Genomic DNA, 26,953 nt, shown 5'->3' with positions numbered 1-26,953 from the left:
TTCGAGGACGTCGGCCGCCACAACGCGCTCGACAAGCTGATCGGCCGGCTCGCGCGGCGCCGCGCCGACCTGCACGACGGCTTCGTGTTCCTGTCGAGCCGCGCGAGCTACGAACTGGTGCGCAAGGCCGCGCGGGTCGGCATCCCGATGATCGCGACGATCTCGGCGCCGACGTCGCTCGCGATCGACGTCGCCCGCGAAGCCGGCGTGCGGCTGCTCGGCTTCTGCCGCAACGACGGCTTCGTCGAGTACGTGTCGCCCGACGCCGTTCACCCCGACCAACCGGCGCTTGCGCAAGCACACCCGGACTTCTCCTGATGAAACCACTGACCGATTTCGATACCGCTCAGCAGCATTTCGCGAGCGCGTTCGCGCCGCTCGGGGCCACCCTGTCCGTCCCGGTCGCCGAGGCGGCAGGCCACGTGCTGGCCGCGCCGCTCACCGCCGTGCTCGACCAGCCGCCGGCCGACCAGAGTGCGATGGACGGCTACGCCGTGCGTCACGCGGATCTCGCACTCGGTGAGCCGCTGCACGTCGCGCAACGCTGTTATGCGGGCGACATGCCGGCGCCGCTGGCTCCGCGCACGGCCGCGCGCCTCTTCACCGGCAGCCTGATTCCGCCCGGCGCGGACACCGTCGTGATGCAGGAGCATGCGCACGAGCAGGACGGCCGGGTCGCGTTCGACGCGCCGCAGCGCAGCGGCTCGCACATCCGCCGCCGGGGCGAGGAAGTGCGCGCCGGCGACCTGCTCGTGCCGGCCGGCGTGCGCATGGGCGCGATGCATGTCGGCGTGGCCGCCGCGCAAGGGTTCGCGCGTATCGACGTGCGTCCAGCGCTGCGCGTCGGCATCCTGACGACCGGCGACGAACTCGTCGCGTGCGGCCAGCCGCGTGCGCCGCAACAGATTTACAACAGCAATGCGCCGATGCTCGGCGCGCTGGTCTCGGGCACCGGCGCCGAGGTCGCGATGAGTCTGCATGCCGCCGACACCGCGCCCGCCGTCGATCGCGCGCTGCGCGATCTGCACGCGGGCTGCGACCTGGTGATCTGCGTCGGCGGCGCGTCGGTCGGCGACAAGGATCTGCTGCGCCCCACGCTGGACGCGCTCGGCGCATCGTTCATCGTCGCCGGCGTGCGCATGAAGCCCGGCAAGCCGGTTGCACTCGCGCGGCTCGACACGCGGCCGGTGGTACTGCTACCCGGCAACCCCGGCGCGGCGATGACCGCGTTCGCGCTGTTCGTCGCGCCGCTGATCCGCCGCCTGCAGGGGCGCGCCGCACGCCTGCCGATCGTGCCGTCGCTGCCGATCGACGGCGACTTCGAACCGGACGCGCAGCGCGAGCGCTTCGTGCGCGTGCACTGCACGGTCGGCCTCGACGGCATGCCCGTCCTCGATACGCTGCGCCAGCAAGGCGCCGGCACGCTGCAGTCGCTCGTGCAGGCGAGCGGGCTGGCCCGGCTGCCGGCCGGGCGACGCATCGCGAACGGCGACGCGGTACCGTATTACGAATTCGCGCCGTGGCTCTCATGAGCGCGACGCCCGACACGCGCCCGCTGCCGCGCATGCGCCGCGCGTCCCGCGCCGCGAACTGTATTCCTGCAATTCGGGCGCGATTGTGTCCCTGCCGGAAAAACCCGGCGGACTATCCTCACGAGGAGGCTCGTCGCGCGCCGTGCGCCGCCATTTCGGCATGCGCACGGCCGACCGGCGCCGCCCCTTCGCTTACTTCATGCAGGCCGACGAACCGATCGTGAATGCCATCGTTTCCGCCGCGCCGGCCGCCGCCGCAGCTTCCGGCGGCGCATCGCCCGGCGCCTTCCCCCGCCCGACCGACACGCTCGGCCGCCCGCTGCGCGACCTGCGCCTGTCCGTCATCGACCAGTGCAATTTCCGCTGCGGCTACTGCATGCCGCGCGAAAGCTTCGGCGCCGACTATGCGTTCATGCCGTCGTCCGAACGGCTGTCGTTCGCGCAACTGGAAAAGATCGCCCGCGCGTTCACGTCGCTCGGCGTCGAAAAGATCCGCATCACGGGCGGCGAGCCGCTGCTGCGCCGCAACCTCGAAGCGCTGATCGAACGCCTCGCCGCGCTGACGACCGTCGACGGCAAGCCCGTCGAAATCGCGCTGACGACCAACGGCTCGCTGCTGGCCGCGAAGGCGCGTTCGCTGCGCGACGCGGGTCTGTCGCGCGTGACCGTCAGCCTCGATGCGCTCGACGACGCGATGTTCCGCCGGATGAGCGACGCCGACGTGCCCGTGTCGCGCGTGCTGGCCGGTATCGAGGCCGCGCAGGCGGCCGGGCTCGCGCCGGTCAAGGTCAACGCGGTGATCGAGCGCGGGGTGAACGACGACCAGATCCTGCCGCTCGTGCGGCACTTCCGGCATACGGGCGTGGCCGTGCGTTTCATCGAATACATGGATGTCGGCGGCGCGAGCTTCTGGTCGGGCGACAAGGTCGTGCCGGCCGCGCAGATGCGCGCGCTGATCGATGCGCACTATCCGCTCGTGCTCGTCGGCGAACCGGCGCACGATGCGACCGCGATCCGTTGCGCGCACATCGACGGTGCAGGCGAGGTCGGCTTCATCGCGAGCGTGTCGCATCCGTTCTGCGGCACCTGTTCGCGCGCCCGCGTGTCGGCCGACGGCACACTCTATACGTGCCTGTTCGCGACGCAAGGCACCGACCTGCGGCCGTGGCTCGACGAAGCAGCGTCGAGCGCCGACCTCGCCGCCGCCGTGCGCGATCGCTGGACGCACCGCGACGACCGCTATTCCGAGCGCCGGGCCGCGCGGCCGGCCCGCGTGCCGGGCAAGACCTATCCGACCGTGCGCATGTCGCTCGTCGGCGGCTGAGCGCCGCCGCGCGACACCGCACGCGCCGCCAAATGGAGAACCAGTCATGACGACCTTCACCGAATCCCCTGCCGGGCTGCCGGACGATCCGTTGCGTGCCGGCGGCCACCCGCCTCCCGTCGATGCGGCCGACCCGCACCACGAACCGCCGCCCGCGATTACCGCCGGCTTCGAAGTGCGCGTGCAGTACGCGCCGATCGACGCAGGCGCGGAGCTTGCACCGATCGTTCGCAATCCGAATGTCGGCGCGGTCGTGAATTTTCTCGGCGTCGTGCGTAACGAAGGCGATGTCGACGATGTCGTCGCGCTCGAGGTCGAGCACTACCCGACGATGACCGAGCAGGCCCTTTGGAGCATCGTCGAGGAAGCCAGCGCGCGCTGGCAGCTCGAAGCGGTGAAGATCGTGCATCGCGTCGGGCGCATTCCGCTCGGCCAGGCTGTCGTGCTGGTCGTGGTGGCCGCCGCGCATCGCGCGTGTGCGTTCGATGCGTGCGAATTCCTGATGGACTTCCTGAAGACCCACGCGCCGTTCTGGAAGAAGGAGATCCGGCACGACGGCGAATCCGGCTGGGTCGAGGCGAAGGCGCACGACGACCAGGCGATGCGGCGCTGGGGCTGAGCCGGTCCACCGCGCGTTTTCCGATTCCGCCGACTCCATTCAAGACATCGCAATGAAACTGACGATCAAATACTTCGCAAGCATTCGCGAACAACTCGAGCGCGACGAGGAAACCGTCGAGGTCGACGCACGCGAACTCACCGTCGACGCGCTGCGCAGCACGCTGGCCGCGCGCGACGCCCGCAGCGCGGACGCGCTGCGGATGGACCGGCCCGTGCGCGCGGCCGTCAACCTCGAGATGGTGACGGGTGAATTCGTGGTGCGGGAGGACAGCGAGGTCGCGTTTTTCCCGCCGGTGACGGGCGGGTGACGTCGCGACGGGCGGAATCCCTCCGGTGCCGGATATGGGCCGGCGCGTGTCGGCTGCTTGCTCTTCGCGATACAGATTCCGATTCCGGTTTCCGGCCACCCGCTCGTTTGCCGGCCCTCGATTCCCCCGCGCCATCGCCGCGGCGCACATTCTCCTTGAAGCGGTAGTAGACCATCCCGATCAGGGAATCCCTGTTCCGATCAGCCCGAGGATATTTGCTGAACGGGAACAGGTACCGTAGGTGAGCCGACTGACCCGGTGGCCGTCCAGGCACATGGAGCCGATGCGCTGGTTGAGCATGTCGCATTCGTACCGCCACACCGCGATCGGCGATGGCGCCGAGAAGTATGCGCCGGTGTGGAGACCGTGGCCGCGAAACCGCGTTTGAACCTGGACCGCGGCAGCTGGAAACCTCAGTCTTCCATGCCCGGGACAACGGTCGAGAAACCTGCGTCCACATGGGTAATCTCACCCGTCACGCCAGCAGCCGGGTCAGACAACAGGAAAGCAGCAACATCGCCTACATCTTCGATGGTTGACCTGCGGCGGAATTCTGTGACCAATCAGGCAGTGAGTCTCGCCTCGATATTATCGGAATCCAGCCAGGCTCGACGAACCGTGGCCGGAGGTTGGTAGCGACGAGCGCTGTGGGGCCGGCGCTCGTTATAGAACTGCCGCCAGCGTTCGATGAGCACCTTGGCCTCGGCGCGACTGCGGAACCATTCGCGGTTTAGCAATTCGGCTCGCAGTTTGCCGTTGAAGCCTTCGACGAATCCGTTTTGCCATGGACTGCCAGGCGCGATGAAGGCTGGACCGATTGCAGCGTCTCGCAACCAGCGCATGACCTTGGCAGCGGTAGATTCGGCGCCGTTGTCCGACCGAACAAACGCGGGGAGCAGGTCAACGCGTGTCGTTGTCAAACGAGCGTTGAAACATAATGCCGTGGCGGTCGCCGTTGCGCACAACCACCCATCGGGCCACACGCGGCCGAGCACCATCGACAAGCAGATCACGCAGCAGTTGAAAACCGTGCTCGCGCTTGTCGATATCCAACTGTTGGATCACTTCGTGATCGGCAAGGGAGAGCCCTTCTCCTTCGCGGCTGCGTCGCTGCTTTAATCCGCGCTGCAACCAGATTGGCGTGGCAAAGAAAACCCCTCATGCGCTGGCGAGCCAGGCGTGCATCCGACCCGCCCGACGCGGGCCGGCCGGCTACCGTTTGAAGACGGAGAACACGCTCCGACGCGCCACGTTCATGCGGCGCGGCGCTCGTCGCGCAGTTGCTTGAGCGGCTCGAGAAGCTGCTCGGTCATGGCGAGCAGAAAGAAGCCCCACACGATAGCGGCATAGCACCAGAAGCCATCGAGATGCTTGAGCCATACCTGACTCAACAATGACGCCCGGTAAAGCCATCCGCTCAACTGATATAAGAACTGGCGGAATCAATTCTTACACTTATTTCTGCTGCCCCGCATCTCATCGATCATCGCATCGAGGTTTTCTTGATCCCGTTCTGGACAAAGCGAGACCGATTAACAAAATACGTCTCACCCCACACTGCCCTGCGAGCCACTGGCGATCAGGCTGGCGCCGCAGGCGGTCTTCATGTTGTGCAGCGCCACCGGCACGCCGCCAATGTCGTAGTTGGGGCTGCCCTCGGCGATGGGGAAAACGCCCTTGCACTTCGGGCAGCTCACCAGGTGCCCCAGGCCAGCGATCTTCCGGCCATTGAGGTCGGTATTGTCGAAGCCCTGCATGACCACTCCGCCGTGGTCTGTCATATCGCCTTCGCGAACGATGTCTTGCATATCCACTCCTATTAGATTTGGCCGTGCCAAGGCGGCACGGCATGGACTCTCGACACTGGAAACCAGGCTGGCCCAGTGCCTCACTGGTAATGCTTGAACTGCTCGACCAATTGACGCGCCGTATCGTCGTTCAGGCGCATATCTCCCGAGGCCGAGAATTCGTCGCCGTACAGCGACGCGTACTTGATCTCGATAACGATGCTGTTGTCGGCGAGCAGTTTCAGCATCTGCGCCTGGCATGCCAGATTTGTCACCTCCGACACCGTGAAAAGGGGTACCTCCTCACCCGCCTTCATGACGCTATCTTGTAGAGGCCACCCTGTCCTGAAGCAGCGCGTTGCGCTCACCCCCATATCAGCACGGAACCGCGGCCAGATGCTGGGGCCCAGGCCGGTGTATCTCCTGCCGCCCACCGTGACCGTCATGCTTTTGATGATCGCCGGGCCGAGCCCCGCGTTCGACAGGTAAATGCCATACTTCCGGCTCGTGTCGTCGAAGTATTGCGTCGTGATCGCATACGGGCGATACAGCAGCTTGTTGCTGGTATAGCTCTGGTGGGTTGCCCAAGCCGCCCATAGGCCCGCCCCGGCCGAAGCGACCGAGATCGCGGCGGCAAACCCCGCCGTAAGCAGGCGGTAGAAAATTCTTGTACGCACTGGTTTCCCCCGTGGCACTGCCCCGATGCAACGCAAACGGTTCGCCGGCATTCGCCCCGCCCACCGTTCCCCGCGCCGGAAGTGGGCCTGCCCCCGTTCTCGGGACAACTATTCTTGAATCGCGAGTGAGTGCGAGTGACTGCATTGACGCCCGCACCACCCTCCTCTTTCACCAATTATCGGTACGGTAAAGCCTCGTGTTGCAGTGGTTGCAGATGAAGATGCGGCGCGGATCATCGCTTCCCTTGAGGCCCCAGTTCCTGATACTCATCGAATGACAGGCGGCGCACTGAATGCCGCGTGGCGTCCTGCACCGCGGGTACTTCTGCAGATACTGCGCCAGCGTCAGGGTGCTCTCGGCGACCCGCCTGCTCTCGGTAAGTTGGTCGTATATCCTTCCATATAGCCATCGAAGGAACAGAAAGGCCAACGCGACAAACACGAGGTTGGCGACGAGTGGTTTCAAAAAATCCATGGCGTTCTTCTGTCAGGTCTCCAAGAACGGGAGCAGGTTTGGCCCCGTTCTTTGTGATTCAGCCGTTGAGGTCGATGTTGGCGAAGCCTTACACATCCACTCCCATTTGATTTGGCCGTGCTGAGCCAATCAGCACGGCATCGACTTACCGCTCTCCATGCGGAAGTGAACCTGACTCCGTTCTTGTCAAGGAATGGGATGATTTGAGAAAACCACCACTTCACCATCGGGATAGTTTCCTTCCCAACCACACGGAATACCACCACCAAGGTAAATCCGTTCAATCTGCCTCCACAACGGATGGACCTCTCCGTAGGCGTAGCAGTGAAGTAATCTTGAAACATCACCCTCCATATTGTGAATCAATGGAGATTCATTTACTCCAGAGTAATTTTTCCCATGAATTTGATCGAGCACCTCCATAATTTTATTTTCGATGCTGCGCGGCATATCTGGCCAAGCAGGAGTAATAGACTCCAAAATTGCCTGCCAATCCGGAAATTGATCTCCAGAATCATCAGTAGAGTACTCGGCCGCCTGCAAAGCAGCAAAAATAACTTTTTTACCAGTAGCGACACCTTTATATGGCCCATCAAAGAAAATTGGCCTCTTCACATAATCAAGGATCGGCTTCGCATCTTTCTCTACGCCACTCCATGCCTTCATAACCAACTCCCTCTAACGCGTCATCGCTACCTGTTCTTTTCCCACATCACGCTCGGGCCTGATGTGATTTTGTTTAATTCTCCAGCATCATCATAGTGAAACTCCCAACGAGCTTCAGAACCAGTCCGATTCGAAGCCCCACGTGCAGCTACTGGGCGATCAGACAAATATTCGTAGAGAAACGCAAAGCACGCGCCTCCCTCTCCAACGCCCATGTACAGCTTAGAATCTTTTCCTAAATTGATAAATCGACGCAGACCGATCACTCTGGAACTGCGCCTTTCCAGCCGGTGCATGCTCTTGCACGAAATGCTCAGAATGGTGACTCCCCCTTCCTCGGTCATATTAAAGAAATCAGCGTCGAGCGCTTGAATGCTTGGCTCACCAGGCATTACAGTAACCAAGTGCTGCCCCCCCAGAAAGCCGGCGCAATATTTACCTAGCCATCGAGCTTCATCGACGTCTTTGTATTTCCTCTTAACAAGCTTTGGAGAAGGAAACCCTCCTCGCTCAGCTTCGTAAGGGGCAGGCGAGAAATAGTCACCGGTCGAAAATCTCCATTCATCAATGGTGGAGGCCACCCTCAAATACTCGTCATACCAATCCAGTTTTGGCTGCCCCTCAAATTCACAATGAAGAGCTTCAAGCTGATTTTTAATTAATGACTCTTGCAAAAGCATCTCTTTATCCTAATCACAACAGCAATCAAACGTCGCCTTCCAAGATCCTGACTCTAGGCGTCGACCTAAATCCTTCAGTGCGTTCTCTACGTTTCCTCCACGCTTTTCAACACCTTTAAGCACTTGATAAATCAGTTTATCGTTAAGTGCACTGTGAACATGTCGACCAGCATGATAGTTGCCATTGCTTGCAGCGCCTGCCCGTCCGGGGTGGCCTGGTGCTGCCACTTGAGTGTTACTCGCCCCCCATAAAACTGCCCCGTTTGAAGCGGAGTCAATACCGATGTCACTGCGTTCAAGAATCTCGCGAGATTTCTGAACATGGCTGTTGGGCATTCCTTTCCGACAGTTTTCCTGAACAATGTGGTGCGGAGTCTGGCCAGGGAGCACAGGTCGACCAGCGCGCTCAAGATTCGTCTTGAGCTTCGCAGCAGTCAATCCCAACGGGTCTAGATACTCGTTCGGATTCGGACCAAACTCGTAAACGTTAATCCCACCCGCATACCCAATCGGATCCCTGCCAACAAACCGCCCCACCTCCGGATCGTAGTACCGATACCGGTTGTAGTGCAGTCCGGTCTCCCGGTCATGGTACTGTCCCTGGAACCGGATCGGATTGTGCCGCTCGACTCGGCTATCCGATGCCTTGCGCAGTGCCTCTTTCACCACGCCCCAAGCGCGGTACTCTGCCGCCCACGCGATCTCACTCTGCTCGTCCGTCAACTCCTGCGGCGTGCCCAGGTGGTCGCACTGGTACCACGCAAGGCTGTTGATCGGAGGCGGCGGAGGCGGCGGCAGCCACAGCGGGTCTTCGTCCTGCCGGTAGTAGTCGCCGTACTCGGGCTGGTCGGGCAGTTCAATCGCGTCCTGCCGCACGGCCTGCGCCACCGGCACAAAGCTGCCCGGCTCGTACACGTAATGCGTGGTGCGCGCGCCGAAGCCATCTTCGTCGGCGATCTTGCTTTCCCACGCCAGCGTGTCGCCGTCCCACCCGTACAACGTAAAGCCGCATTGCAGCTCGCGGTTGCGCTTGACGCGCTCGGCGCGGTTCCAGTGCGGGCCTGCTTCTCTGCGTTCTTCGTAGTGCGCCTTGCTGTACTTCGTCAGCCGTCGGCCGAGGGCGTCGTAGCTGTAGTCGGCCTGCAGGCGCTCGTCTTCGTAGTGCGTGAGGCGGTCGAACAGGTCCCAGGTGTAGCGGCTCAGCGCCCTTCGGGTGTATCGCATGATCGAGGACCGGGCCAACCGCCGCGCTCCCTTCGTGGAAGACTGGATGAGAAAGGAGTGGCAGGCGGCATTTCCTGGCGAGGCGCCGGTGCAACGCGCCTTGTCGAGCCATCTCGATTACGCGCTGAAGTATGCCGATGTGTCGCTCCCGCAGTATGCCGCCCGGGTATCCGATGTGCAGCGGCAATTGCGGCAGATTCCCTCGCCGCAGCGCATTTACATGGCGATGCGCAGCCAGGTAGGCGACGTCCTGCGGACACCACTGGATCTGCGTAATGAGATCGGTCCGGCCTATGACATCGTCTACCAATCCACAACCGCTGCAGCCGAGGGTGGCGAACACCACGGTACGCGCATCGACGCGCTGCTGACCGCCAAGGGCTATCGCAACTACTTCGAGCCGCGCAATCAGGATGTCGCCGCGCTGGCCGTCGTTGACCAATGGGTGCTGGGCGAACGGCGGAACGTCGACTATTCGGAAGCAGACAAGCAAGCCCTCGTCGCGCGTGTCCGCGCGCTGTACAGCCGTGACTACATCGAGAATTGGCGCCGCGGGTTAAACCAGCTCGAGGTCGCCAATTTCGACGATATCGGCACCGCAGCCAACGTGCTCGGCGCCGTGAACAGCCCGGCGGCGCCCCTGCGCAGGCTTCTGGAAACCGTGCGCGACAACACCGATCTGACGTCCAAGGCGGCGTCGGACGCGGCGCGGACCGAAGGCACTGCCACCGCGGCAAAGAGCGGCCCCGACGGCGAAGCCCAGGATATCGCCAAGATTGCTCAGGCATTCACACCGCTGACAGCATTGCTTGAAGCCAAGGGCGAGAAGCCTTCCTATCTGGACGAGACGATGCAGGCCATCGGCAGCGTCCAGGATATGTTGGTGAAGGTGCAGGACAGCCCGGACCGGGGCAAAGCGGCGCTGACGGTGATGCTGGACCGCTTTGCGCTGCGCGGCACCGATCCGCTGGGTAATCTGCATCGGGTGGCTACCGGCCTGCCGGAGCCCCTCAACCGCCAGGTGAAAAAGCTGGCCGACGAGTCCTCCGACGTGCTGCTGATCGAGGCGCTGCGCGAGCTCGAAAAGCGCTGGAATGCCGAGGTCTTCAGCTTCTATAGCCAGCGCCTGGCCAACTTCTATCCGTTCAATCCGAACAGTCGCACCGATGCCTCCGTCGAGGACTTCACCGCCTTCTTCGGCCCACAAGGCAAGTTGCAGGACTTCAAGGACAAGTACCTGAAGCTGTTCCTGGACGACAACCTGGAAGCACTCTATTCAGCGCGTCGAGGGGGCTACCTGATGCGCACCGATGTGCCAAAGCAGCTGGAGGCAGCCGATCGGATCCGCGATGCCTTCTTCAACAGCCGCGGTGCGATGGCCGTGCATTTCACCCTCGAGCCGCTTGGCCTGGCACCCACTCGACGGAGCAGCGTGCTGAATATCCAAGGACAACTTATCACCTATAACCACGGGCCCAGCGAGACTGTCGGCGTCATCTGGCCCAACACGCTTGGCGGTAGCCCGGAAAGCCGCATGACGCTCGTCAACGGCGATGGCAACAGCAGCAGCCTGGTCTACAAGGGCTCATGGTCGCTGTTCCGCCTGCTGAGTCAGGCACGACTCAATGGCGCAACGGCTACCACCGTCGACCTCAGCTTTACGGCCAGCGATGGCGGCATGCGTTACCGAATCACCGCGGACAAGAGCAATAACCCGTTCACCCAGCGCTTGTTCCACGGTTTCGCGCTGCCAGGCACGTTGCTGCAATGACAGCCGGGTCATTCCTGACCCGGCCAGGTCAAGAATGACCCAGATTTTTCCTCTTTGATTTCAATAGCTTGCCAGCTGACGAGTCAATCTTGACCTATCTGAAAGGAGTCGCTGGCTTGCTTAGCCGACTCGAAACGAGTTGGCACAAGCCAAATCGAAACATAAGCCATTGATTTACATATTTATTTTATGAAACACGGCAGCATGGCACAGCGATTGCGATATAGGTGTTGCTATCACTGATGGCGCATCGGGCCATGGGGGCCCGCCATAACAAAACGGAGTAAAAACAATGCCTACACCCGCCTATATCAGCATCCAGGGCAAGACCCAAGGCAACATCACCAAAGGCGCCTTCACCGCCGATTCCGTCGGCAACGTCTACCAGGAAGGCCACGAAGACCAGATCCTGGTTCAGGAAATCGAGCACCTGATCGCTACCCCGACCGACCCGCAGAGCGGCCAGCCCTCGGGCCAGCGGGTGCACAAGCCGTTCATCTTCACCTCGCCGCTGAACAAGGCCACGCCGCTGCTGTACCAGGCTCTGGCCTCCGGTGAAATGCTCCCCGAAGTGGAAGTGAAGTGGTACCGCACCTCGACCGAAGGCAAGCAGGAGCACTTCTTCACCACCAAGCTCGAAGACGCCACCATCGTCAACATCAACACGGTGCTGCCGCATGCGCAGGATCCGGACAAGGCTGCGTACACGCAACTGGTCAAGGTGGCCATGGCTTACCGCAAGATCACCTGGACTCACCCCATCGCCGGCACCGAGGCATCGGACGACTGGCGCAAACCGCAGGAAGGCTAAATCTGGCTAAAGGCAAGGCTGGCGCACGCCAGCCTTGCTTGACGTACGGGCGGGCTACCCATCCGATGCCGCGACTAACTTGTAGGGAGTGGGTATGAAAGGCACTCGCCTGTGCGGCGCGATCGAAGTGACGCCCCAGAACCACCACGAAGTTGGTTTGTGTCGCTGCTCCACGTGCCGACGTTGGGCTGGCGGGCCCATGTTCTCGGTTCTCTGCGGCTCGAACGAGCAGTTCACGGTCGATGTTCAACCTGACGCGCCATTCGCATCATCATGCTCAGGGCGAAGTGCCCTATCAGGATCTCAAGCCGTTTGCCGATGCGCCGATGATGATCGGCGGCTACCTGACGACGATCGTCGTCGCGATGATTCCGCCGCTTTGGCACCGGCTGATGCCCCCCAAGGTACTTGCATGGGATCGCACCCATGCGACGGAACCGGAACGACGCCTCGCGGCCGACGCCAATGCGCGCAGCGGTATGACAGGGTTCGTGGCCGCGACGTGATACAAGCCTCGCGCGGGCACGACGCGAAACGCGTCGCTGCGTTTTTCACGGGTGAAGTGACACGTTGAAATCCTCATCGAATCGCGATACGGCTCCGTTGCGATGCCGACCACGGCCCGCGGCAGCGTTTCGACCGGTACGCAGAATGTGCCGGCGTCGGAATCGATGCCGGCACATTCTGTCGTTCAGTGTTTGCGGGAAGCGAAGCGTGTTGTACGCGGGAACGTGCGGTCGTCCATCATTCCGGCAATCACGCGTTGCCCATACCGCCCGGCAACGCAGCGCGCATCAATGCAGCCACTTCATCACGATCGTCGCGAACACGACCATCGCGGCGCAGCGGATATTGCCAGCACCGTTGTCGGTCCCGGCCAAGCTCACAGGCCTTCCTTCGCGGGGTCGCTTCATGCAACGGAAAAGAACACGCTTACGCGCTTGACTCCGAGAGGCCGGACTTTGAAATGTGTCTTCATCGGCATCGCGGGGAACGAGATTTTTCCCTGCGCTCTAATGTGAGCGAAATTTCCAGGAGATCACTTGCGAGTACTTGCGCCTGTTTCGCTTGCTCCGCGTGGCGCTTGAGGTCTTCCAACGGCGAACCCAAGTGATCCTCCGTTCCGCCCATGAAAATCAAAACCGCAGCGTTGGCGTGGGCGCGGGCGCGCGCGGCGTGGAACTGAGCTTTCCGGACACGTGAGCCGATCAGGTCTACGTGAGCGCGAGTGCTCGGAAAATGCGCGGTCGGCAGCCTCGCGTGCCGAACTTCGAGACTTTCGAGTTCGGAGACACTCGCTTCCGCTCTGACGGCAGAAATGGTAGCGGCGAGGACCACATCGGCCCCGCTCGGATCCTCGACAAGAACGCTCGACGATTGAAGACCGATTGGCTTGCGATTCGCCGCGGGAATGCAACTCGAAACCCGAGCACGAATGCGTCCCAACGCAACGCGAATTCGGTCGAGCGACATGGATATGGACATGGCAGGGCATAAGCCTATGCATGAACCGGACCGGCACTCAGTGGCCAACGACCGTATTCGGGATGATGCGTGACGACGGACGATGGCATGGCAATTCAACTCAGTGCATCGGTTGCCGATGATGTCGCCGGCTCCGCGATCCAATTCGACCGGTGGATCAGGAACTGTTCCCTTGCACGGCCAGCGATCCACCGAGGCTCTCGTCCCCGCCCACTCCATAAGGCGCCAGACTCCGGATCACGATACTTTACAGTGGCCGGGCCGCGACGCTTGCCGCGACGCAGCTTGAGCTTGCGTTCAGAGAACAGGTCCTCTGGCATCAGGTCGAATTCTTCGATCAATTTTTGTATTTCCTTAACCGCACTCGCCAATTCCTGAGTGCGAGCAAGCTCAGCCTGCTTTTGAAGTTCCTGAATCTGCTCTTTCAAATCACGGTAGCTTTGCATATCGTATTCTCGAAGAGAAGAGCGCCAAGCACTCACCTTGGTTCTCGGATGTTGCGATCATTAAATATAGGGATGCGAATTATATGAATCAGACGCACCACACCCGTATGAAAAAAAAGCGCGATCGAGAGGGGGATCGCGAACCGCCTGCGCTGAGATCTCGCGAGTCGCCGAACACAGGCAGGGCCGGCGACAGATTACCGGCTCCGTGCCCTGGTGTTCGATCCTCGTTGGGGACGACGACCGCATTGGGTGATTCGGGCAGAGGCAGTGGCTGGCGCGCTTGCGCGGCGCGCCTCGTTCACGATCGACTCCACTTCTGCCAGAGCGGACCGGTCATCCGGGACACCATCGACGTTCAGCGCGCTTCATTGATTTCCCTTCAGCTTCAGCCAGACCTTGTTACGCAGTTGAATCGCTGCAGGTGAACACATCTTGTAAGGCTTGAGTCGATCCTTATACTGCTCCGGCGTCTTGATTGCAGGATTGTCATGCAGCGCAGGATCAATGTAGCGCTCCGATCCGATAATCTCGTTGCTGTACCGTAGCGCGTTCGTCACCAGCGCGATGTTCTCGGGTCGCATCATCCAGTCGATGAACTTGTAGGCCGAGTCGACATTTCGCGCTTTTGCCGGAACAAGCAGGCTGTCCATGAACAGCCGGACGCCCTCTTTCGGATACACGAATCGGATAGTCGGCAAGCGATCCTGTGCTCGCGCAGCCGCACCGTTCCAGACGTGCTGAACGATGATTTGCCTGGACGCGAGACGATCGACCGTTCCGTCGTTGCTATAGGTCTTCACGAATGGTTTCTGCTTCTGCAGTACGTCGAGGACGCGTTTCGCATCGTCGGGGCGCTCGGTGCATTCATCCTGTCCCAGATACCAGCTCGCTGCCATGTACAGTTCCTCCTCGACGTCCAGATCGCCGATCTCGCCGCGAAGTGCGACGGGGGGCTCGAAGAACGACTTCCAGCTATCGTCGAGGCGTCCACCCGGCACACGCGCGCTGTCGTATGCAAACCCGGTCAGGACGACCGTGAAGGGCATCGCGTAGTCCCGCTGGGGATCGAACGACGGATGACGGTACTCAGGCTTGATGTTTGCGACATTCGGCAACTTGCGCTTGTCGAGCTTGAGCAGAAGGCCGGACTTCACGAGCACCGGAACGTAGTAGTCTCCGGCAACCACAACGTCGTACCCCCCTCCTCCTGCCTGCAGTTTCTGGGTCAGCGCTGCATCGCTCGCATAGGTGTCGAGTGTCGTCTCGATGCCGGTATCAGCCTGGAACTTCTTGAGCAAATTGACAGGCAGGATGTTCGGCCAGCTTCCGATATGTAGCTCGGCGGCCTGGGTCGTGACAGCGGCAAGAAGCAACATCGCTCCGATTGTTTTTTTCATGCTGTTCCTATTGCGTGGAGATTGGCGTGGTGTATCTCGGACTGCTCGGCCCTGGATCTTCTTTTACCTCGCGCACCGATGATCCAGACTACCGTCAGTTGGATTGTCGAAAGGCCGATGACGACGGTTGACACGGCGCTGACCTTGGGTGTGATTCCGATCTTCAATGCACCGAAGATATACATCGGCAATGTGGTCATGCCGGCGCCGGCGAGAAAGTAGCTGGTGACGTAATCATTCATCGACGCGACGAACGACAGCAAAGCCCCTGCGATGATGCCGGGTAGAGCCAAAGGCGCGGTAATTTGCCGAAATGCAGCCCATGGCGTGGCCGACAGGTCCGCGGCCGCCTCGAGCAGCGTGCGATCGATCGTCTTGAGTCTGGCCTTGATCGGCAGATAGGCCAGCGGCACACAGAACACCACATGAGCAAACAGAACGGCGCCGAATCCAAGCTCTGACTCGAACATCGAGAACAGCATCATGGTCGCGATCGCCAGCACGATTTCAGGTATCGCGAGCGGAAGCGCAATGACGAGTCCGACCGAATCGAAACCACGCCGGTCACTTCTCGACCACCAGGCGACCGCCGCGCTCGTCGCGAGCGTGGTGGAGAGCACCGTCGACGCCAGCGCCAGCAACAGTGAATTCTTCGCGGCGCGGACCAGTGTCGGATCGGACCAAGCCTCGACGTAACCTCGAATGCCAAACCCGTCCCATATGAGGGCCGACGGGCCGACGTTGAAGCTCATCGCCATCACGGTCAGCATCGGCAGATAGAGGAACACCAGCACCGCGCACGCGATCGTTGCGGTCAGCGGAAACCGGCGCAGTTCAGGCGAAATCATGAACGCGCTCCTGCCGTTGGAAGAGCGAACCTAGTCGAGACGCGAGCATCGCCAGAAGCACAGCGGCGAGCAACGCGAACGACATCGCGGCGCCCAAAGGCCAATCCCGTCCGCCGGCAAACTGGAAGTCGATCAGATTGCCGATCATGAAAGCGTGGTTACCGCCGAGCAGCCCCGGGATCGTATAGGAACCCAGCGCCGGAACAAAGACGAGCCCAATTCCTGCCATGATGCCCGGACGGCAACACGGTACGACGACATGGACCAGTACCGCCGGCTTGTGTGCCCCCAGATCGTAGGCCGCTTCGGCCAACCGCCAGTCGAAGTCATCAAGCGCAGCGAAGATCGGCAGGACCATGAACGGCGTGAACGCATAGACGAGACCGATCAGCGTCGCAAGATCGGTGTAGAGCAATCCGAGCGGGCCATGCATGAGGCCGGCTCGGGACAGCATCTGATTCAAGAGGCCGTCGTCCGCAATGACGATGATCAATCCGTACATCTGGACGACGACGCAGGTCCAAAACGGGATCGTGACCAGGATCAGCAACGTGGCCTTCCACTTCAGGGGGCGCGTCGCCATGAACAGCGCCGTCGGGAACCCGATCAGCAGACATCCCGCGGTGGTCAGTACGGCCATGGTCATCGACCTGATGAAAATGGCGAGATAACCCTGCTGAAGGACGCGTCCCCCATCCCAGTCCCGATCGAAGAGAATCCGCTCGTATGCCCCGGCAGTGAAGTCGCCCCACGAGACGCCGCCGAAGTCGCGCGGCGCACTGAGCGAAACCACTGCCAGAACGATCATCGGAAGGACAACGCCCGCGATCATGACGAGCGCCGTCGGGCTGGTCATTGGCCGCCATGATTTCAGCAGATTGAGTATTGGGACTCGGCGCACTGCCAACTACCTCAAATCATTCAGTTCGATTGGCAAGAAGCGTACCAAATCGATGGCATCATTTATAGTCGGCATGTGTGCCGATCACGCCAATGTGTTACCCCTGTATGCCATTTCCATTATAAATTTGAGGAAATGTATTTTATTGCGGATTATTGCATATTTAGAAATTTCCGCGCTCGAGTCTTACTGAGGGTGCCATCCATAATTTTCGGGGCTAACCGAACATTTCGTCTAAATGTTCGGTCACGGTGCATAGCGTCATGCGCCGACGCCAAACCGATAATTCGCGGGGTGTGCGACGACGTCGCCGGCAGAATCGCTTGATTCCAGCCTCCGGAGCGAACACGTGGATACCACGGTTTCCATGCAGCGCCAACTGCGCCATCGCGAACAACAAGCGACACACTTCAAAACGGATCAATAACACTCACAATAATTCTGTTGACGGATGTTCGTTATGGTGCTCAGTTGACCACCACGGCTATCTGACACCCGCGATCACGTTCGTTGGAGAATTTGCAAAAATCGTGAGATAGTTATCCGAGTTTCGCCACGTAAATTTCACATAACGAGAAGAGAGACGGTAAAAACATGGCCACTGCTGAGCAGCTAGAATACCGACCGATGACTGAGCGCGACGTCGGCGCTTTTTATGATGTGCGATTCTCCGTGAGCGAGAATAGAATCCATCCCCATCAGGTTCATCTTCTGAACCGCAACCTCCTGATCGAGAAAATCAGGCAGGGCGGTGGCTGGATCTGCGAATGTGGCGACGAGGTCGCCGGGGTCTGTCTGCCGGTCATCACCGAGACGCCGTTCATCTCGGCCTTGTTTGTGGCACCGCGGTTCCATGGTGTCGGCATCGGCCGCGAGCTGCTTGCCCGTGCGCTTGCATGGCTGAAAGACAAGGGAGTGAATCATGTCACCCTTGTGACCGATCCAGGCTCGCGGGCCGATGGCTTTTACCAGCGTCTTGGGTGGAAGCGCGGCGAATTGGACGAGTACGGGTGTCAGGTCGTATTTACAAAGTTGCTTGTGGACTAGAATCCAAGGAGTCGAATGAAGCCGGTAGCCGACGCGATTCGCCGCACTGCTGCGCAATGTCCAGCGCCACTGCACACCATCTTCATCACGCTCGATTTGATGAAGCGCATGGGTGTTCCGGTCGACGTCTTGCTGAAAGGCACCGGCATTTCTCCTGCAGACATCGAGCGACCCGGTGCAATGGTGACGCATGCACAGGAAATGGTCCTGTTTGCGAATGCGCTGGAAGCGACCGGCAACAGCGCGATCGGACTGCATATCGGATATGCGATCCCGGTGACGTCGTACGGCCTGCGCGGCCACGCAATGCTGGTGAGCCCAACGTTGGGCGATGCGCTGCGCATGGGCTTCGAGCATCCGTTGCTCGGGATCAGTTATTTCAGAATCCGGATAACCACAATAGGCGAGACCGCGAGAATTATAGTTGGCGGCTATACCTATCGTACCGACCTGCTTGTCGTAAATACCGATATGGTATTTACCGCCTTACGTCGACAGATACGCGATTTGATCGGACACAATCCCGATTTTTCCAGAATAGGGTTTGTTTTTCCCGAGCCGCCACACGCGAGTTCTTACGCCGAATATTTTGACTGCCCCATCGAATTCGAGGCCGACGAGAATTACCTCGAATTCAGCTCATCGGTGCTGGAGATTGCCCTTCCGCTCGCCCATCCGATCGAATTCGAAGTCGCGAGGAAAGCGTGCGCCAAGCGTGAATTTGAACTGGCGCACTGGGTTCCGTCCGACCTCATCGGGCGGCTGCTCGGTCTTATGTATGATGACCCTACGTGCCAGGATATTGCGGAACAATCCAGAAAACTCGGAATGTCAATGCGGAGTTTGCAGCGGAAGCTTCAGGAAATGGGCACATCGTTTAGCGGCCTGTACGATATTGTCCGACAAGATCTGACGTCGCGATATCTTGCGGAAAAGGAATATACAATCAAGGAGATAGCTGCCAGATTGGGGTATAAGAATTCCTCCGCATTCAGTCGGGCAATGAAACGATGGTCAAGATTTTCACCTGAATGATCGCGACATTTCATTACCGCCCCTGCCTCGATTCCACATGCAAGAAGAAGTTTTACAACTTTTTGACTGTATGGAAAAGAACACGGCGGCGTGCACGCCGACACGACGCGCAATAGGGGTAAATCCTGTCGCTTCCTCGCCAACCCGGCCGATAGTTCCGCCGTTCTGGCCTGGTTCGGCGCGCTGAGCAATCTTTCGTCCGGGGCACGTCACCGTCATACAAGATGACGCGCTTTGGGCGCCTGCTTCTGCGTAGCCGTCAACCAGTCGTAGCTACGGAGGGAAGTTCGGGGCAGTATGTCCGCGCGTCAGACCGGTTCGGTCGCAACGCCAGGCGAATTCAGTTCACGCCACCGGTTCGGGGTGATGCCCTCCCAGTCGCGGAACGCGCGATAGAACGAGCTCGTGTCCTGGTAACCCAGCAGGCAGGACACCTCATCGATTCCCGCGGACGGGTCCGCAAGCAACCGGCGCCAGAGCTCCTGTCGCGCTTCGGCAAGCAGATCCCGGAACGTCGTGCCTTCGTCCGTGATGCGCCGTTGCAGCGTCCGCTCGCTCATTCCGAGGTCGCGCGCGACGCCCGACAGTTCCGGCCGGCCGCTTGCGAGGCATCGCTTGAGTACGACTTTCACCTGCTCGCGGATCGGGCTGCGCGCGTCGATTTCCCCCAGCGCCGCCGTCAGTGCGGGGGTCAGCATGTCGAGCAATTCAGGATTGTGGCCGGGAAACGGACGGCCCAGATCGGTCGATTTCAGCACGAGCGCATTGCGCGAAGCACCGTAGCGAATCGGACAGCCGAAATAGGCGCGGTAGACCTCGTCCCTCGGGCCGGTACGAACGAACTCCACGCGACGCGGCGTCACGTGTTGCCCTGTGCCGCGCCTGCCGAGTTCGAGCAGCATCGCGAACGTGACGTCGGTGGCAACGGCGGGTTCCGGTTCAGTGGCGTACGGCCAGGCCGAGGCAAGGATGCATTCGCCGCCCTCTTCGACGATATGCAACTGCTCCGGCGTGCAGAGCCGCTTGAAGCGGGCGACCCGCTCGAGGCCGTCGCGATAGTCTCGCGCATGGAACGCAGCCACGATGAAAGGGGGATGCGTTGCGGCTTCGCTCCCGGTCACCAGCGCGATGCCCAGGCCGGGCTCGGGCGCCAGCTGCCCGATCGCTTTCCATAGCGCGAAGTACTGGTCAGTGCTCACGAGCGCTTGCGGATTCAGGTGCAGCGTGGCGGGTAGCCGGGCCTGACGCAGCACCGCGGCCGGCGCCAAGCCGGCGTGCGCCATTGAGCGCCAGAATGCCCGCGGTATCTTGCATCTGTCTGCCATGACTGCGCCCATCGTTACCCCTGCGTGGAAAAGCCCCTGCCGCTCGTGCGCCCGGCTCGTGACGGGCGCGCGGATCATCCTAGCGCATCTGGCTCATGATGATGCGGTCGAACACGCGGTCGCCCAACCAGGCGCGGATCAGGATCATCGGTTTCGCGTACTTGCCGGCGACGTATCGCGTGCGCGGTTTCCTCGCGCGCACTGCCTGCGATACGACGTTGGCGATGACATCCGGGTCGGTGCCGCGTCCGTTGCCGTAGGCTTGCTGCGTCGCCTTCGCGACAGCCTGGATCAGCTTCGCATAGGCGCCGCTGCCGGAGCGGGTCAGCAGGCTGCGCGAAACCACGTCGCCGAACCCCGTCTCGATCAGGCCGGGCTCCACGATCACGACGCGGATGCCGAACGGCGCGAGTTCGAGCCGCAGGCAATCCGACCAGCCTTCGAGGGCATGCTTCGTCGCGTGATACCACGCACCGAGCAGCGTATAGATCTTGCCGCCCATCGACGTGATGTTGACGATCGTGCCGCTGCCCTTCTCGCGCATGGCGGGCAGGAGCAACTGCGTGAGACGGGCCGTGCCGAACACGTTGACCTCGAACTGGTATCGCGCCTCCTCGATGCCGATGTCCTCCACCGGCCCGTACAGCCCAAACCCGGCGTTGTTCACGAGCACATCCACGCCCCCGGTTTCCTTGAGAATCGTCTCGACGGCCGCCACGATCTCCGCGTCGCGGGAAATGTCCATGCGCAGCAGCCTCGCGCCGAGGCGTTCGAGGTCGATCATCTTGTCCAGGTTCCGTGCAGCCACGTAGACCTGGAAGCCGTCCTGGATCAATTGCCGGGCAATTTCCTTGCCCATGCCCGAGGAGGCGCCCGTCACGAGGGCCGTCTTCTTGCTTCTATCAAACATCGTGGTCTCTCACCGAGTTCTGACTGGCGTGAACGTTACTCGCCGCACGGCGCCGACGCACTAACGAAAGGCGCCACTCTGGTCGCAATTCGCGCCATGACGAGCGCGGCGGCGGGGAAGCAATCCGCAGCGCAGCCCCTGTTCCGCGAGGAATGGCGCCGTTCGCAACGGGAGCAGCACCATCCGTCACTGTGCGATCCAGCCTCGGCCCTTACGATCCGGTTGTCTTTCGCAGACGGATCGGCGGCTATCTCTACGACGGCTCATCCGGACGCACGTACGCCTGCAAGGCGACCATCAAGGACGGGAAGATGCTTCTGCGCGGCGACCTCGGCATTTCCGCGCCGGGACAGACCGGGGTGTTCCATCGCGTGAACGGGTAGCGAAATACAGGTTGAATGACACCAAGAACGCCCCGACGCCGTGGGCATTCGTCAGTGGATTTCCTGGAGTGCTCCGATGAAACGGACAAGCTATCCGAATACCCGAGCCCATACCGCCCGAAGGCGTCGCGCGCGGTCTTCGAGGAGATAGGAGGCTGCCAGCGTCAGGAGACCTGAAATTGCGCCCGTCACGATGTGCTCGAGATAGGGGATGCGGTAGTGACTCGTGTGCGAGTAGGCGTCGCCCAACGTCGTCAGGCAGCCGACGATCAGCGCATTGCCGTATCGATGCGCATAGAGTTTCGCCACGGGCGTGAACGTCAAAAGGACAGCCAGGAGTCCGGTAAGCAGACCTGTATGAAATGCGATAGTCCAGTGGGCAACGCTCATGATGTTGCCCCAGCTCCCCGGCATGCAGGTCATGCACGCACTGGTCGGCTGCCAGAAACGCTGGATAAACAGTCTGACGCGATGTTTCCACTCGGTTGACATGATGCATTCCCGTCGATGCCGTTGTCATGGCCAACGCCGCCACACGTATCGTTGAAGTAGTTTCCACACCCTTCAACGAGCTTGCCGCCCCCGCATGGACGGGCTGGCCGTAGACCAGAGAGGCAGAACAATAACCCGGACATGGGGGGAATACTACTCCACGATCGGAGGGCCGCTGCTTCGACCGAGGCCGGCATTCAACGCTCGCGTCTGTCGGCGCGATCCGGTCCATGGCGGGCGTCGGGCATCGGGCTTTCGCGCGAAGTCGACGTCCGGCGTCGACGGTAAATTCAGCCGGTGTATCGACGTTCGAGGCCCCGCCTGGCCGGCAAACGTCGCCGTCATATAGAATGATGCGCTTTGCCCGTACGCCCATGTGGTTCAAGAATCTTCAGCTTCATCGTCTTCCGGCCCCCTGGGCCGTTACCCCCGACCAGATGGAAGCCTGGCTGGCGCCCTACGCGTTTCAGCCGTGCAACAGCATCGAGATGCAGCGCTTCGGATGGGCGTCGCCGCGTGACGACGGCGCGCTTGTGTATTCGAACAACCGGCAGATGCTGCTGGTGTTTCGTTCGGAAAAGAAGCTGCTCCCGGCGTCGGTCATCAATCAGGTGACCAAGGCCCGGGCGCTCGAGGTCGAGGAGCAACAGGGCTTCAAGGTCGGACGAAAGCAGCTGCGCGAACTCAAGGAGCAGATCACCGACGAACTGCTGCCGCGCGCGTTCAGCATTCGCCGCGATACTCGCGTGTGGATCGATACGGTGAACGGCTGGCTCGTCATCGATGCGGCTTCACAGGCGCTCGCCGACGAGATTCGCGGCCTGCTCGTCAAATCGATCGACCAGTTGCCGCTCGCCGGCGTTCAAGTGGCGCATTCGCCGGTTGCCGCGATGACGGACTGGCTGCTGTCCGGCGAGGCGCCGGGCGGATTCACCGTGGACCAGGACGCCGAGTTGCGTTCGAGTGGCGAAGGCGGCGCCACGGTGCGATACGTCGGCCACGCGCTGGAAGCGAGCGACATGCGCCGGCATATCGAGGCCGGCAAGCAATGCATGCGCCTCGCGATGACCTGGAACGACCGGATCTCGTTCGTGCTGACGCCGTCGCTGACGATCAAGCGCGTGTCGCCGCTCGACGTGATCAAGGAGGCGGCGGATCCCACCGCGCAGAACGACGATGAGCGCTTCGATTCGGACGTCACGCTGATGACGGGTGAATTGGCGCGGATGCTCGCCGATCTCGTCGAAAGCCTCGGGGGTGAACAGCAGCACGACTCGATTCAAAAGGCAGCAGCCTGACCGCCGTCGGTTGTCGCGGATCCTGGCTGCTTTGCCGCAATCGCTCCGCCACGCATTCGTCTGCCGATTCGCCTGCCGGCCCCATGCGCGCGTCCGGCTGATGGCTCAGGTGATGAGCCGGGCCGAACGGTCCGTCGATCCGGCACACGCTTGCACGATCTGCGCCCCGGCAGCGTCGTCGAGCATCGACGACGCCAGCAGCGCGCGCGTGTAGGGGTGTGACGGCGAATTGAGCACCTGCAGCGTGTCGCCTTCTTCGACGATGCGCCCCGCCTGCATCACGATCACGCGGTGCGCCATCGCGCGCATCACGGCCAGATCGTGCGTGATGAACAGGTAGCTGAGCCGATACCGGGCCTGCAGGCTCGTCAGCAACGCCAGCACCTGCTTCTGGATCGATACGTCGAGGGCGCTGGTCGGCTCGTCGAGCACGAGCAGTTCGGGCTCCACCGCCAGCGCCCGCGCGATTGCGATCCGCTGTCGCTGCCCGCCGGAGAACTCGTGCGGATAACGCAGCATCGTGTCGGCCGGCAGCCCGACTTCCTCCAGCAACGCCGCGACGCGCGCGCGGCGCGCGGCCCCCGCCAGTTCCGGCCGATGCAGCGCGAGCCCTTCGCCGACGATCTGCTCGATCGTCATGCGCGGCGCCAGCGAACCGAACGGATCCTGAAACACCACCTGCAGCCGCCCGTATAGCGCGCGGCGCTCCGCTTTCGCGCGCAGCGCCGCAAGCGGCAGCCCGTCGATCTCGATCTCGCCCGACGCAGGCCGCTGCAAGCCGAGCACCGCCGACGCGAGCGTCGACTTCCCCGAACCCGACTCGCCGACGATCCCGACCGTCTCGCCACGACGCAAGCTCAGCTGCGCGTCGTGCACCGCACGGAATGCGGTCTGCCCGAATACCGCGCGCCAGCCTTTCGCGGTGGTCCGGTAGTCGACCGCGAGCGCACGCACGTCAAGGATCGTTCGCGCGTCGGCCGCGACCGGCTCGATCGCACGGCGCGGCGCACTGTCGAGCAGCCGGCGCGTATAGGGATGCCGCGGCGCGCCGAACAGCGCCCCGGTTTCGTTTGCCTCGACGAGCACGCCGTGCTCCATCACCGCCACGCGCTGCGCGAAGCGCCGCACGAGGTTCAGGTCGTGCGTGATCAACAGCACGGCCATTCCGCGCGCGGCGGCCTCCTGCTCCTGCAGGTCGAGCAACAGGTCGACGATTTGCTGGCGCACGGTCACGTCGAGCGCGGTGGTCGGCTCGTCCGCGAGCAGCAGCCGTGGCCGGCACGCGAGTGCCATCGCGATCATCGCGCGCTGCCGCTGGCCGCCCGACAACTGGTGCGGAAAGCTGTCGATGCGGCGCTCCGGCTCCGGAATCCCGGTGCGGCGCAGCAGCTCAATACCGCGCGTCCGCGCCGCACCCGGCCTCAGCCCTTCATGCAGCCGCAAGCTCTCGGCGATCTGCCGGCCGATCGTATACAGCGGATTGAGCGCCGTCATCGGCTCCTGGAACACCATCGCGATGTCCGCGCCGCGGATGCCGCGCATCTGCCGCTCGCTCTTCGTCAGCAGATCCTCACCGTCGAACAGCACGCGCCCCGACAGGCTTGCCTGCCGCACCAACCGCATGATCGACAGCGCGGTCACGCTCTTGCCCGAGCCCGACTCACCGACGAGCGCGACCCGCTCACCGCGTTCGACCGACAGGCTCAGCTCGCGCACGACCGCCCGGTCGCCGAATCGGGCGGAGAAGCCATCCATTTCCAGCAACGGGTTCGTCATCATCGGCCTCCGCCAAATGCCGAGCCACGCGTGCGTGCATCGAGCGCGTTGCGCAGCGCGTCGCCGATGAAGGTCAGCAGCAGCAGCGTGACGACCAGCGCCGCGAAAGCCGATACCGAAATCCACCACGCGTCGAGATTGTTCTTGCCTTGCTTGAGCAGCTCGCCGAGGCTCGGTGTCGGCGGCGGCACGCCGAGCCCCAGGAAGTCGAGGCTCGTCAGCGACAGGATCGCCGCGCTCATCCGGAACGGCAGGAACGTGATCACCGGCGTCAGGCTGTTCGGCAGCACGTGCCTCCAGATGATCTGTGCGTTCGACAGCCCCATCGTGCGTGCCGCTTTCACGTAGTCGAGCGCGCGGTTGCGCAGGAATTCGGCGCGGACGTAGTCGGACAGCACGAGCCAGCCGAACATCGACAGCAGCACGAACAGCAGCCACAGCGACGGCGTGAAGATCGACGCGAAGATGATCAGCAGGTACAGGTCAGGCAGCGCGCTCCAGATCTCGATCAGGCGCTGGCCGATCAGGTCGGTGCGCCCGCCGTAGAAACCCTGCACCGCCCCCGCGAGCACGCCGATCAGCATGCCCGACGCGGTCAGCGCGAACGCCATCAGCACCGACAGCCGGAACCCGTACAGCAGCCGCGCGAGCACGTCGCGCCCGAACTGGTCGGTGCCGAGCCAGTTGCTCGACGACGGCGGCGCCGGATACGGGCGCGACGCGAAATAGTCGATTGTGTCGTAACGATAGCGGTTCGGCGGGAAGATCGCGAAGTTGCCGCGCGCGTCGAGGTTCGCGCGAATGGCAGGGTCGAGATAGTTCGTCTTCGCGGGAAAATCGCCGCCAAAGCGCGTTTCCGGATAATCCGTCACGATCGGGAACGCGTAGTGCCCGTCATACCGCAGCACGAGCGGACGGTCGTTCGACAGCACGTCGGCGAACAGGCTGATCGCGAACAGCGCGACGAAGATCACGAAACTCCAGTAGCCGAGCGGCTGCGTGCGAAAACGCAACCATGTGCGCCGCCACGGCGACGGCGAGGCCGCGCACGCCGCGCATGCCTGGTCAGCGGTCCAGGCTGTTGAACTGGATACGGGGGTCGACGAGGACATAGCAGATATCCGCGATGAGTTTGGTCAGAAGACCGATGAGCGTGAACAGGAACAGCGAGCCGAGCACGACCGGATAGTCGCGGCGGATCACCGAGTCGTATGACAGTTGCCCCATGCCGTCGAGCGAGAACAGTGTCTCGATCAGCAGGTTGCCGTTCAGGAATGCACCGACAAACGCGGCCGGCAGCCCGGTCAGCAGCGGGATCGCCGCGTTGCGCAGCACGTGCTTCCACAGCACGTCGCGCTCGGGTACGCCTTTCGCGCGGGCGGTCAGCACGTACTGTCGGCCGATTTCATCGAGGAACGTGTTCTTGGTCAGGATCGTGACGATCGCGAAGTTGCCGACCACCGACGCCGTCACCGGCATCACGATGTGCCACAGATAGTCGAGCGCCTTTCCGATCAGCGTCAGGTCGTCGAAGTTGTCGGACGTGAGCCCGCGCATCGGGAACACCTGCCAGAACGTGCCGCCGCCGAACAGCATCAGCAGCAGCACGCCGAGCACGAAGCCCGGCACCGCGTAGCCGGCCAGCACCAGCACGCTCGTCACGGTGTCGAACCGCGACCCGTTGCGCACCGCCTTCGCGATGCCGAGCGGCACCGACACCAGGTACGTGAG

30 protein-coding genes and 2 pseudogenes are annotated in these 26,953 nt (G+C 61.9%); 12 read left to right on the top strand and 20 right to left on the bottom strand.

The annotated features are described in order from the left end of the window. The 5 genes from ABY44_RS38130 to moaD all read left to right on the top strand — a co-directional run. Nucleotides 1-318 (top strand): formate dehydrogenase accessory sulfurtransferase FdhD (locus tag ABY44_RS38130; RefSeq protein ID WP_431643565.1); only part of this gene is annotated, 318 nt, incomplete at its 5' end. Beyond that, entirely contained in the window at nucleotides 318-1,532 is a 1,215-nt protein-coding gene (locus ABY44_RS38125) for a molybdopterin molybdotransferase MoeA (RefSeq protein ID WP_060172018.1), read from the top strand. The genes ABY44_RS38130 and ABY44_RS38125, both read left to right, overlap by 1 nt. A gap of 199 nt (nucleotides 1,533-1,731) precedes the next feature. After that, a complete protein-coding gene (gene moaA, locus ABY44_RS38120; RefSeq protein WP_059695825.1) occupies nucleotides 1,732-2,856 on the top strand; it encodes a GTP 3',8-cyclase MoaA in 1,125 nt (374 codons plus the stop codon). A gap of 46 nt (nucleotides 2,857-2,902) precedes the next feature. Next, the gene (locus ABY44_RS38115) at nucleotides 2,903-3,475 is read left to right on the top strand and encodes a molybdenum cofactor biosynthesis protein MoaE (RefSeq protein ID WP_021157914.1); all 573 of its coding nucleotides are present in this window, start codon (nucleotides 2,903-2,905) and stop codon (nucleotides 3,473-3,475) included. Nucleotides 3,476-3,527: 52 nt separating this feature from the next. Continuing rightward, on the top strand, nucleotides 3,528-3,785 hold the full coding sequence (moaD, locus tag ABY44_RS38110; RefSeq protein ID WP_021157913.1) for a molybdopterin converting factor subunit 1: 258 nt from the start codon (nucleotides 3,528-3,530) through the stop codon (nucleotides 3,783-3,785). Nucleotides 3,786-4,198: 413 nt separating this feature from the next. Here the strand turns inward: moaD and ABY44_RS38105 are convergent. Then, nucleotides 4,199-4,333, bottom strand: a pseudogene (locus tag ABY44_RS38105) (SDR family oxidoreductase); the annotation flags it as partial. A 15-nt stretch (nucleotides 4,334-4,348) separates the two neighbouring features. Next, nucleotides 4,349-4,678, bottom strand: a pseudogene (locus ABY44_RS38100) (transposase); the annotation flags it as partial. A gap of 34 nt (nucleotides 4,679-4,712) precedes the next feature. Here ABY44_RS38100 and ABY44_RS38095 point away from each other — a divergent pair. Beyond that, a complete protein-coding gene (locus ABY44_RS38095; protein WP_230948758.1) occupies nucleotides 4,713-4,904 on the top strand; it encodes a JAB domain-containing protein in 192 nt (63 codons plus the stop codon). Between the two features lie 134 nt (nucleotides 4,905-5,038). Here the strand turns inward: ABY44_RS38095 and ABY44_RS38090 are convergent, their stop codons facing one another. From ABY44_RS38090 to ABY44_RS38060, 7 genes are all read right to left on the bottom strand, one after another. Further along, a complete protein-coding gene (locus tag ABY44_RS38090) occupies nucleotides 5,039-5,176 on the bottom strand; it encodes a hypothetical protein (protein WP_155637873.1) in 138 nt (45 codons plus the stop codon). 156 nt (nucleotides 5,177-5,332) lie between these two features. Continuing rightward, on the bottom strand, nucleotides 5,333-5,593 hold the full coding sequence (locus tag ABY44_RS38085) for a PAAR domain-containing protein (RefSeq protein WP_060172020.1): 261 nt from the start codon (nucleotides 5,591-5,593) through the stop codon (nucleotides 5,333-5,335). 80 nt (nucleotides 5,594-5,673) lie between these two features. Next, nucleotides 5,674-6,249, bottom strand: a complete 576-nt coding sequence (locus ABY44_RS38080; RefSeq protein WP_060172022.1) for a hypothetical protein — start codon at nucleotides 6,247-6,249, stop codon at nucleotides 5,674-5,676. Nucleotides 6,250-6,418: 169 nt separating this feature from the next. Beyond that, the gene (locus tag ABY44_RS38075; RefSeq protein WP_060172025.1) at nucleotides 6,419-6,724 is read right to left on the bottom strand and encodes a hypothetical protein; all 306 of its coding nucleotides are present in this window, start codon (nucleotides 6,722-6,724) and stop codon (nucleotides 6,419-6,421) included. A 186-nt stretch (nucleotides 6,725-6,910) separates the two neighbouring features. Continuing rightward, complete coding sequence (locus tag ABY44_RS38070) at nucleotides 6,911-7,390, bottom strand: hypothetical protein (RefSeq protein ID WP_155637874.1); 480 nt, start codon at nucleotides 7,388-7,390, stop codon at nucleotides 6,911-6,913. A gap of 26 nt (nucleotides 7,391-7,416) precedes the next feature. Continuing rightward, nucleotides 7,417-8,070: a hypothetical protein gene (locus ABY44_RS38065; protein WP_155637875.1), complete on the bottom strand. Its 654-nt coding sequence runs from the start codon at nucleotides 8,068-8,070 to the stop codon at nucleotides 7,417-7,419. Nucleotides 8,071-8,079: 9 nt separating this feature from the next. Beyond that, on the bottom strand, nucleotides 8,080-9,294 hold the full coding sequence (locus tag ABY44_RS38060) for an RHS repeat-associated core domain-containing protein (RefSeq protein ID WP_431643564.1): 1,215 nt from the start codon (nucleotides 9,292-9,294) through the stop codon (nucleotides 8,080-8,082). Here ABY44_RS38060 and tssM point away from each other — a divergent pair. The 3 genes from tssM (at nucleotide 9,293) to ABY44_RS38045 (ending at nucleotide 12,382) form a co-directional block, all read left to right on the top strand. Next, nucleotides 9,293-11,065 carry a type VI secretion system membrane subunit TssM gene (tssM, locus tag ABY44_RS38055; protein WP_431643563.1) on the top strand — a complete coding sequence of 591 codons (1,773 nt, stop codon included), beginning with the start codon at nucleotides 9,293-9,295 and terminating at the stop codon, nucleotides 11,063-11,065. The two genes, ABY44_RS38060 and tssM, sit on opposite strands and share 2 nt — an antisense overlap. A gap of 292 nt (nucleotides 11,066-11,357) precedes the next feature. Then, nucleotides 11,358-11,876: an Hcp family type VI secretion system effector gene (locus ABY44_RS38050; RefSeq protein ID WP_060175116.1), complete on the top strand. Its 519-nt coding sequence runs from the start codon at nucleotides 11,358-11,360 to the stop codon at nucleotides 11,874-11,876. A gap of 242 nt (nucleotides 11,877-12,118) precedes the next feature. Then, entirely contained in the window at nucleotides 12,119-12,382 is a 264-nt protein-coding gene (locus ABY44_RS38045; protein ID WP_060175117.1) for a hypothetical protein, read from the top strand. Nucleotides 12,383-12,851: 469 nt separating this feature from the next. Here ABY44_RS38045 and ABY44_RS38040 read toward each other — a convergent pair whose 3' ends face one another. From ABY44_RS38040 to ABY44_RS38020, 5 genes are all read right to left on the bottom strand, one after another. Then, a complete protein-coding gene (locus ABY44_RS38040; protein ID WP_124536744.1) occupies nucleotides 12,852-13,361 on the bottom strand; it encodes a hypothetical protein in 510 nt (169 codons plus the stop codon). Between the two features lie 95 nt (nucleotides 13,362-13,456). Further along, on the bottom strand, nucleotides 13,457-13,807 hold the full coding sequence (locus ABY44_RS38035) for an H-NS family nucleoid-associated regulatory protein (RefSeq protein WP_059695810.1): 351 nt from the start codon (nucleotides 13,805-13,807) through the stop codon (nucleotides 13,457-13,459). Between the two features lie 368 nt (nucleotides 13,808-14,175). Next, complete coding sequence (locus ABY44_RS38030; RefSeq protein ID WP_060175118.1) at nucleotides 14,176-15,207, bottom strand: extracellular solute-binding protein; 1,032 nt, start codon at nucleotides 15,205-15,207, stop codon at nucleotides 14,176-14,178. After that, the gene (locus ABY44_RS38025; RefSeq protein WP_060175119.1) at nucleotides 15,204-16,055 is read right to left on the bottom strand and encodes an ABC transporter permease; all 852 of its coding nucleotides are present in this window, start codon (nucleotides 16,053-16,055) and stop codon (nucleotides 15,204-15,206) included. The genes ABY44_RS38030 and ABY44_RS38025 overlap by 4 nt, the downstream gene beginning before the upstream one ends. After that, entirely contained in the window at nucleotides 16,042-16,911 is an 870-nt protein-coding gene (locus tag ABY44_RS38020) for an ABC transporter permease (RefSeq protein WP_060175120.1), read from the bottom strand. The genes ABY44_RS38025 and ABY44_RS38020 overlap by 14 nt, the downstream gene beginning before the upstream one ends. A 639-nt stretch (nucleotides 16,912-17,550) precedes the next feature. Between ABY44_RS38020 and ABY44_RS38015 the strand changes: the two genes are divergently transcribed. Then, complete coding sequence (locus ABY44_RS38015; protein ID WP_048028446.1) at nucleotides 17,551-18,003, top strand: GNAT family N-acetyltransferase; 453 nt, start codon at nucleotides 17,551-17,553, stop codon at nucleotides 18,001-18,003. Between the two features lie 15 nt (nucleotides 18,004-18,018). Then, nucleotides 18,019-19,038 (top strand): AraC family transcriptional regulator, encoded by a 1,020-nt coding sequence (locus tag ABY44_RS38010; protein ID WP_060175121.1) that lies wholly within the window; start codon nucleotides 18,019-18,021, stop codon nucleotides 19,036-19,038. A gap of 308 nt (nucleotides 19,039-19,346) precedes the next feature. Here the strand turns inward: ABY44_RS38010 and ABY44_RS38005 are convergent, their stop codons facing one another. The 3 genes from ABY44_RS38005 to ABY44_RS37995 form a co-directional block, all read right to left on the bottom strand. Further along, on the bottom strand, nucleotides 19,347-20,321 hold the full coding sequence (locus ABY44_RS38005) for an AraC family transcriptional regulator (RefSeq protein ID WP_060175122.1): 975 nt from the start codon (nucleotides 20,319-20,321) through the stop codon (nucleotides 19,347-19,349). Nucleotides 20,322-20,442: 121 nt separating this feature from the next. Continuing rightward, the gene (locus tag ABY44_RS38000; RefSeq protein WP_027792457.1) at nucleotides 20,443-21,273 is read right to left on the bottom strand and encodes an oxidoreductase; all 831 of its coding nucleotides are present in this window, start codon (nucleotides 21,271-21,273) and stop codon (nucleotides 20,443-20,445) included. 473 nt (nucleotides 21,274-21,746) lie between these two features. Next, nucleotides 21,747-22,148 (bottom strand): hypothetical protein, encoded by a 402-nt coding sequence (locus ABY44_RS37995; RefSeq protein ID WP_021157904.1) that lies wholly within the window; start codon nucleotides 22,146-22,148, stop codon nucleotides 21,747-21,749. A gap of 374 nt (nucleotides 22,149-22,522) precedes the next feature. On the opposite strand from ABY44_RS37995, the gene ABY44_RS37990 reads away from it, so the two are divergent. Then, nucleotides 22,523-23,446, top strand: coding sequence for a recombination-associated protein RdgC (locus ABY44_RS37990; protein WP_060175123.1), 924 nt, complete (start codon nucleotides 22,523-22,525; stop codon nucleotides 23,444-23,446). Nucleotides 23,447-23,551: 105 nt separating this feature from the next. Here the strand turns inward: ABY44_RS37990 and ABY44_RS37985 are convergent, their stop codons facing one another. The 3 genes from ABY44_RS37985 to ABY44_RS37975 all read right to left on the bottom strand — a co-directional run. Then, complete coding sequence (locus tag ABY44_RS37985; protein WP_230948909.1) at nucleotides 23,552-25,222, bottom strand: ABC transporter ATP-binding protein; 1,671 nt, start codon at nucleotides 25,220-25,222, stop codon at nucleotides 23,552-23,554. Next, the gene (locus ABY44_RS37980; protein WP_060180903.1) at nucleotides 25,222-26,334 is read right to left on the bottom strand and encodes an ABC transporter permease; all 1,113 of its coding nucleotides are present in this window, start codon (nucleotides 26,332-26,334) and stop codon (nucleotides 25,222-25,224) included. Before ABY44_RS37980 ends, ABY44_RS37985 begins: the two co-directional genes overlap by 1 nt. Beyond that, nucleotides 26,288-26,953, bottom strand: a 666-nt coding sequence (locus tag ABY44_RS37975) for an ABC transporter permease subunit (RefSeq protein WP_431643562.1), incomplete at its 5' end; no start/stop codon positions are given. The genes ABY44_RS37980 and ABY44_RS37975, both read right to left, overlap by 47 nt.

The sequence above is a fragment of the Burkholderia sp. ZZQ-2 genome (assembly GCF_050768715.1).
Taxonomy (GTDB): Bacteria; Pseudomonadota; Gammaproteobacteria; order Burkholderiales; family Burkholderiaceae; genus Burkholderia; species Burkholderia cepacia.
This window is presented reverse-complemented; position numbering and strand designations above follow the sequence as displayed.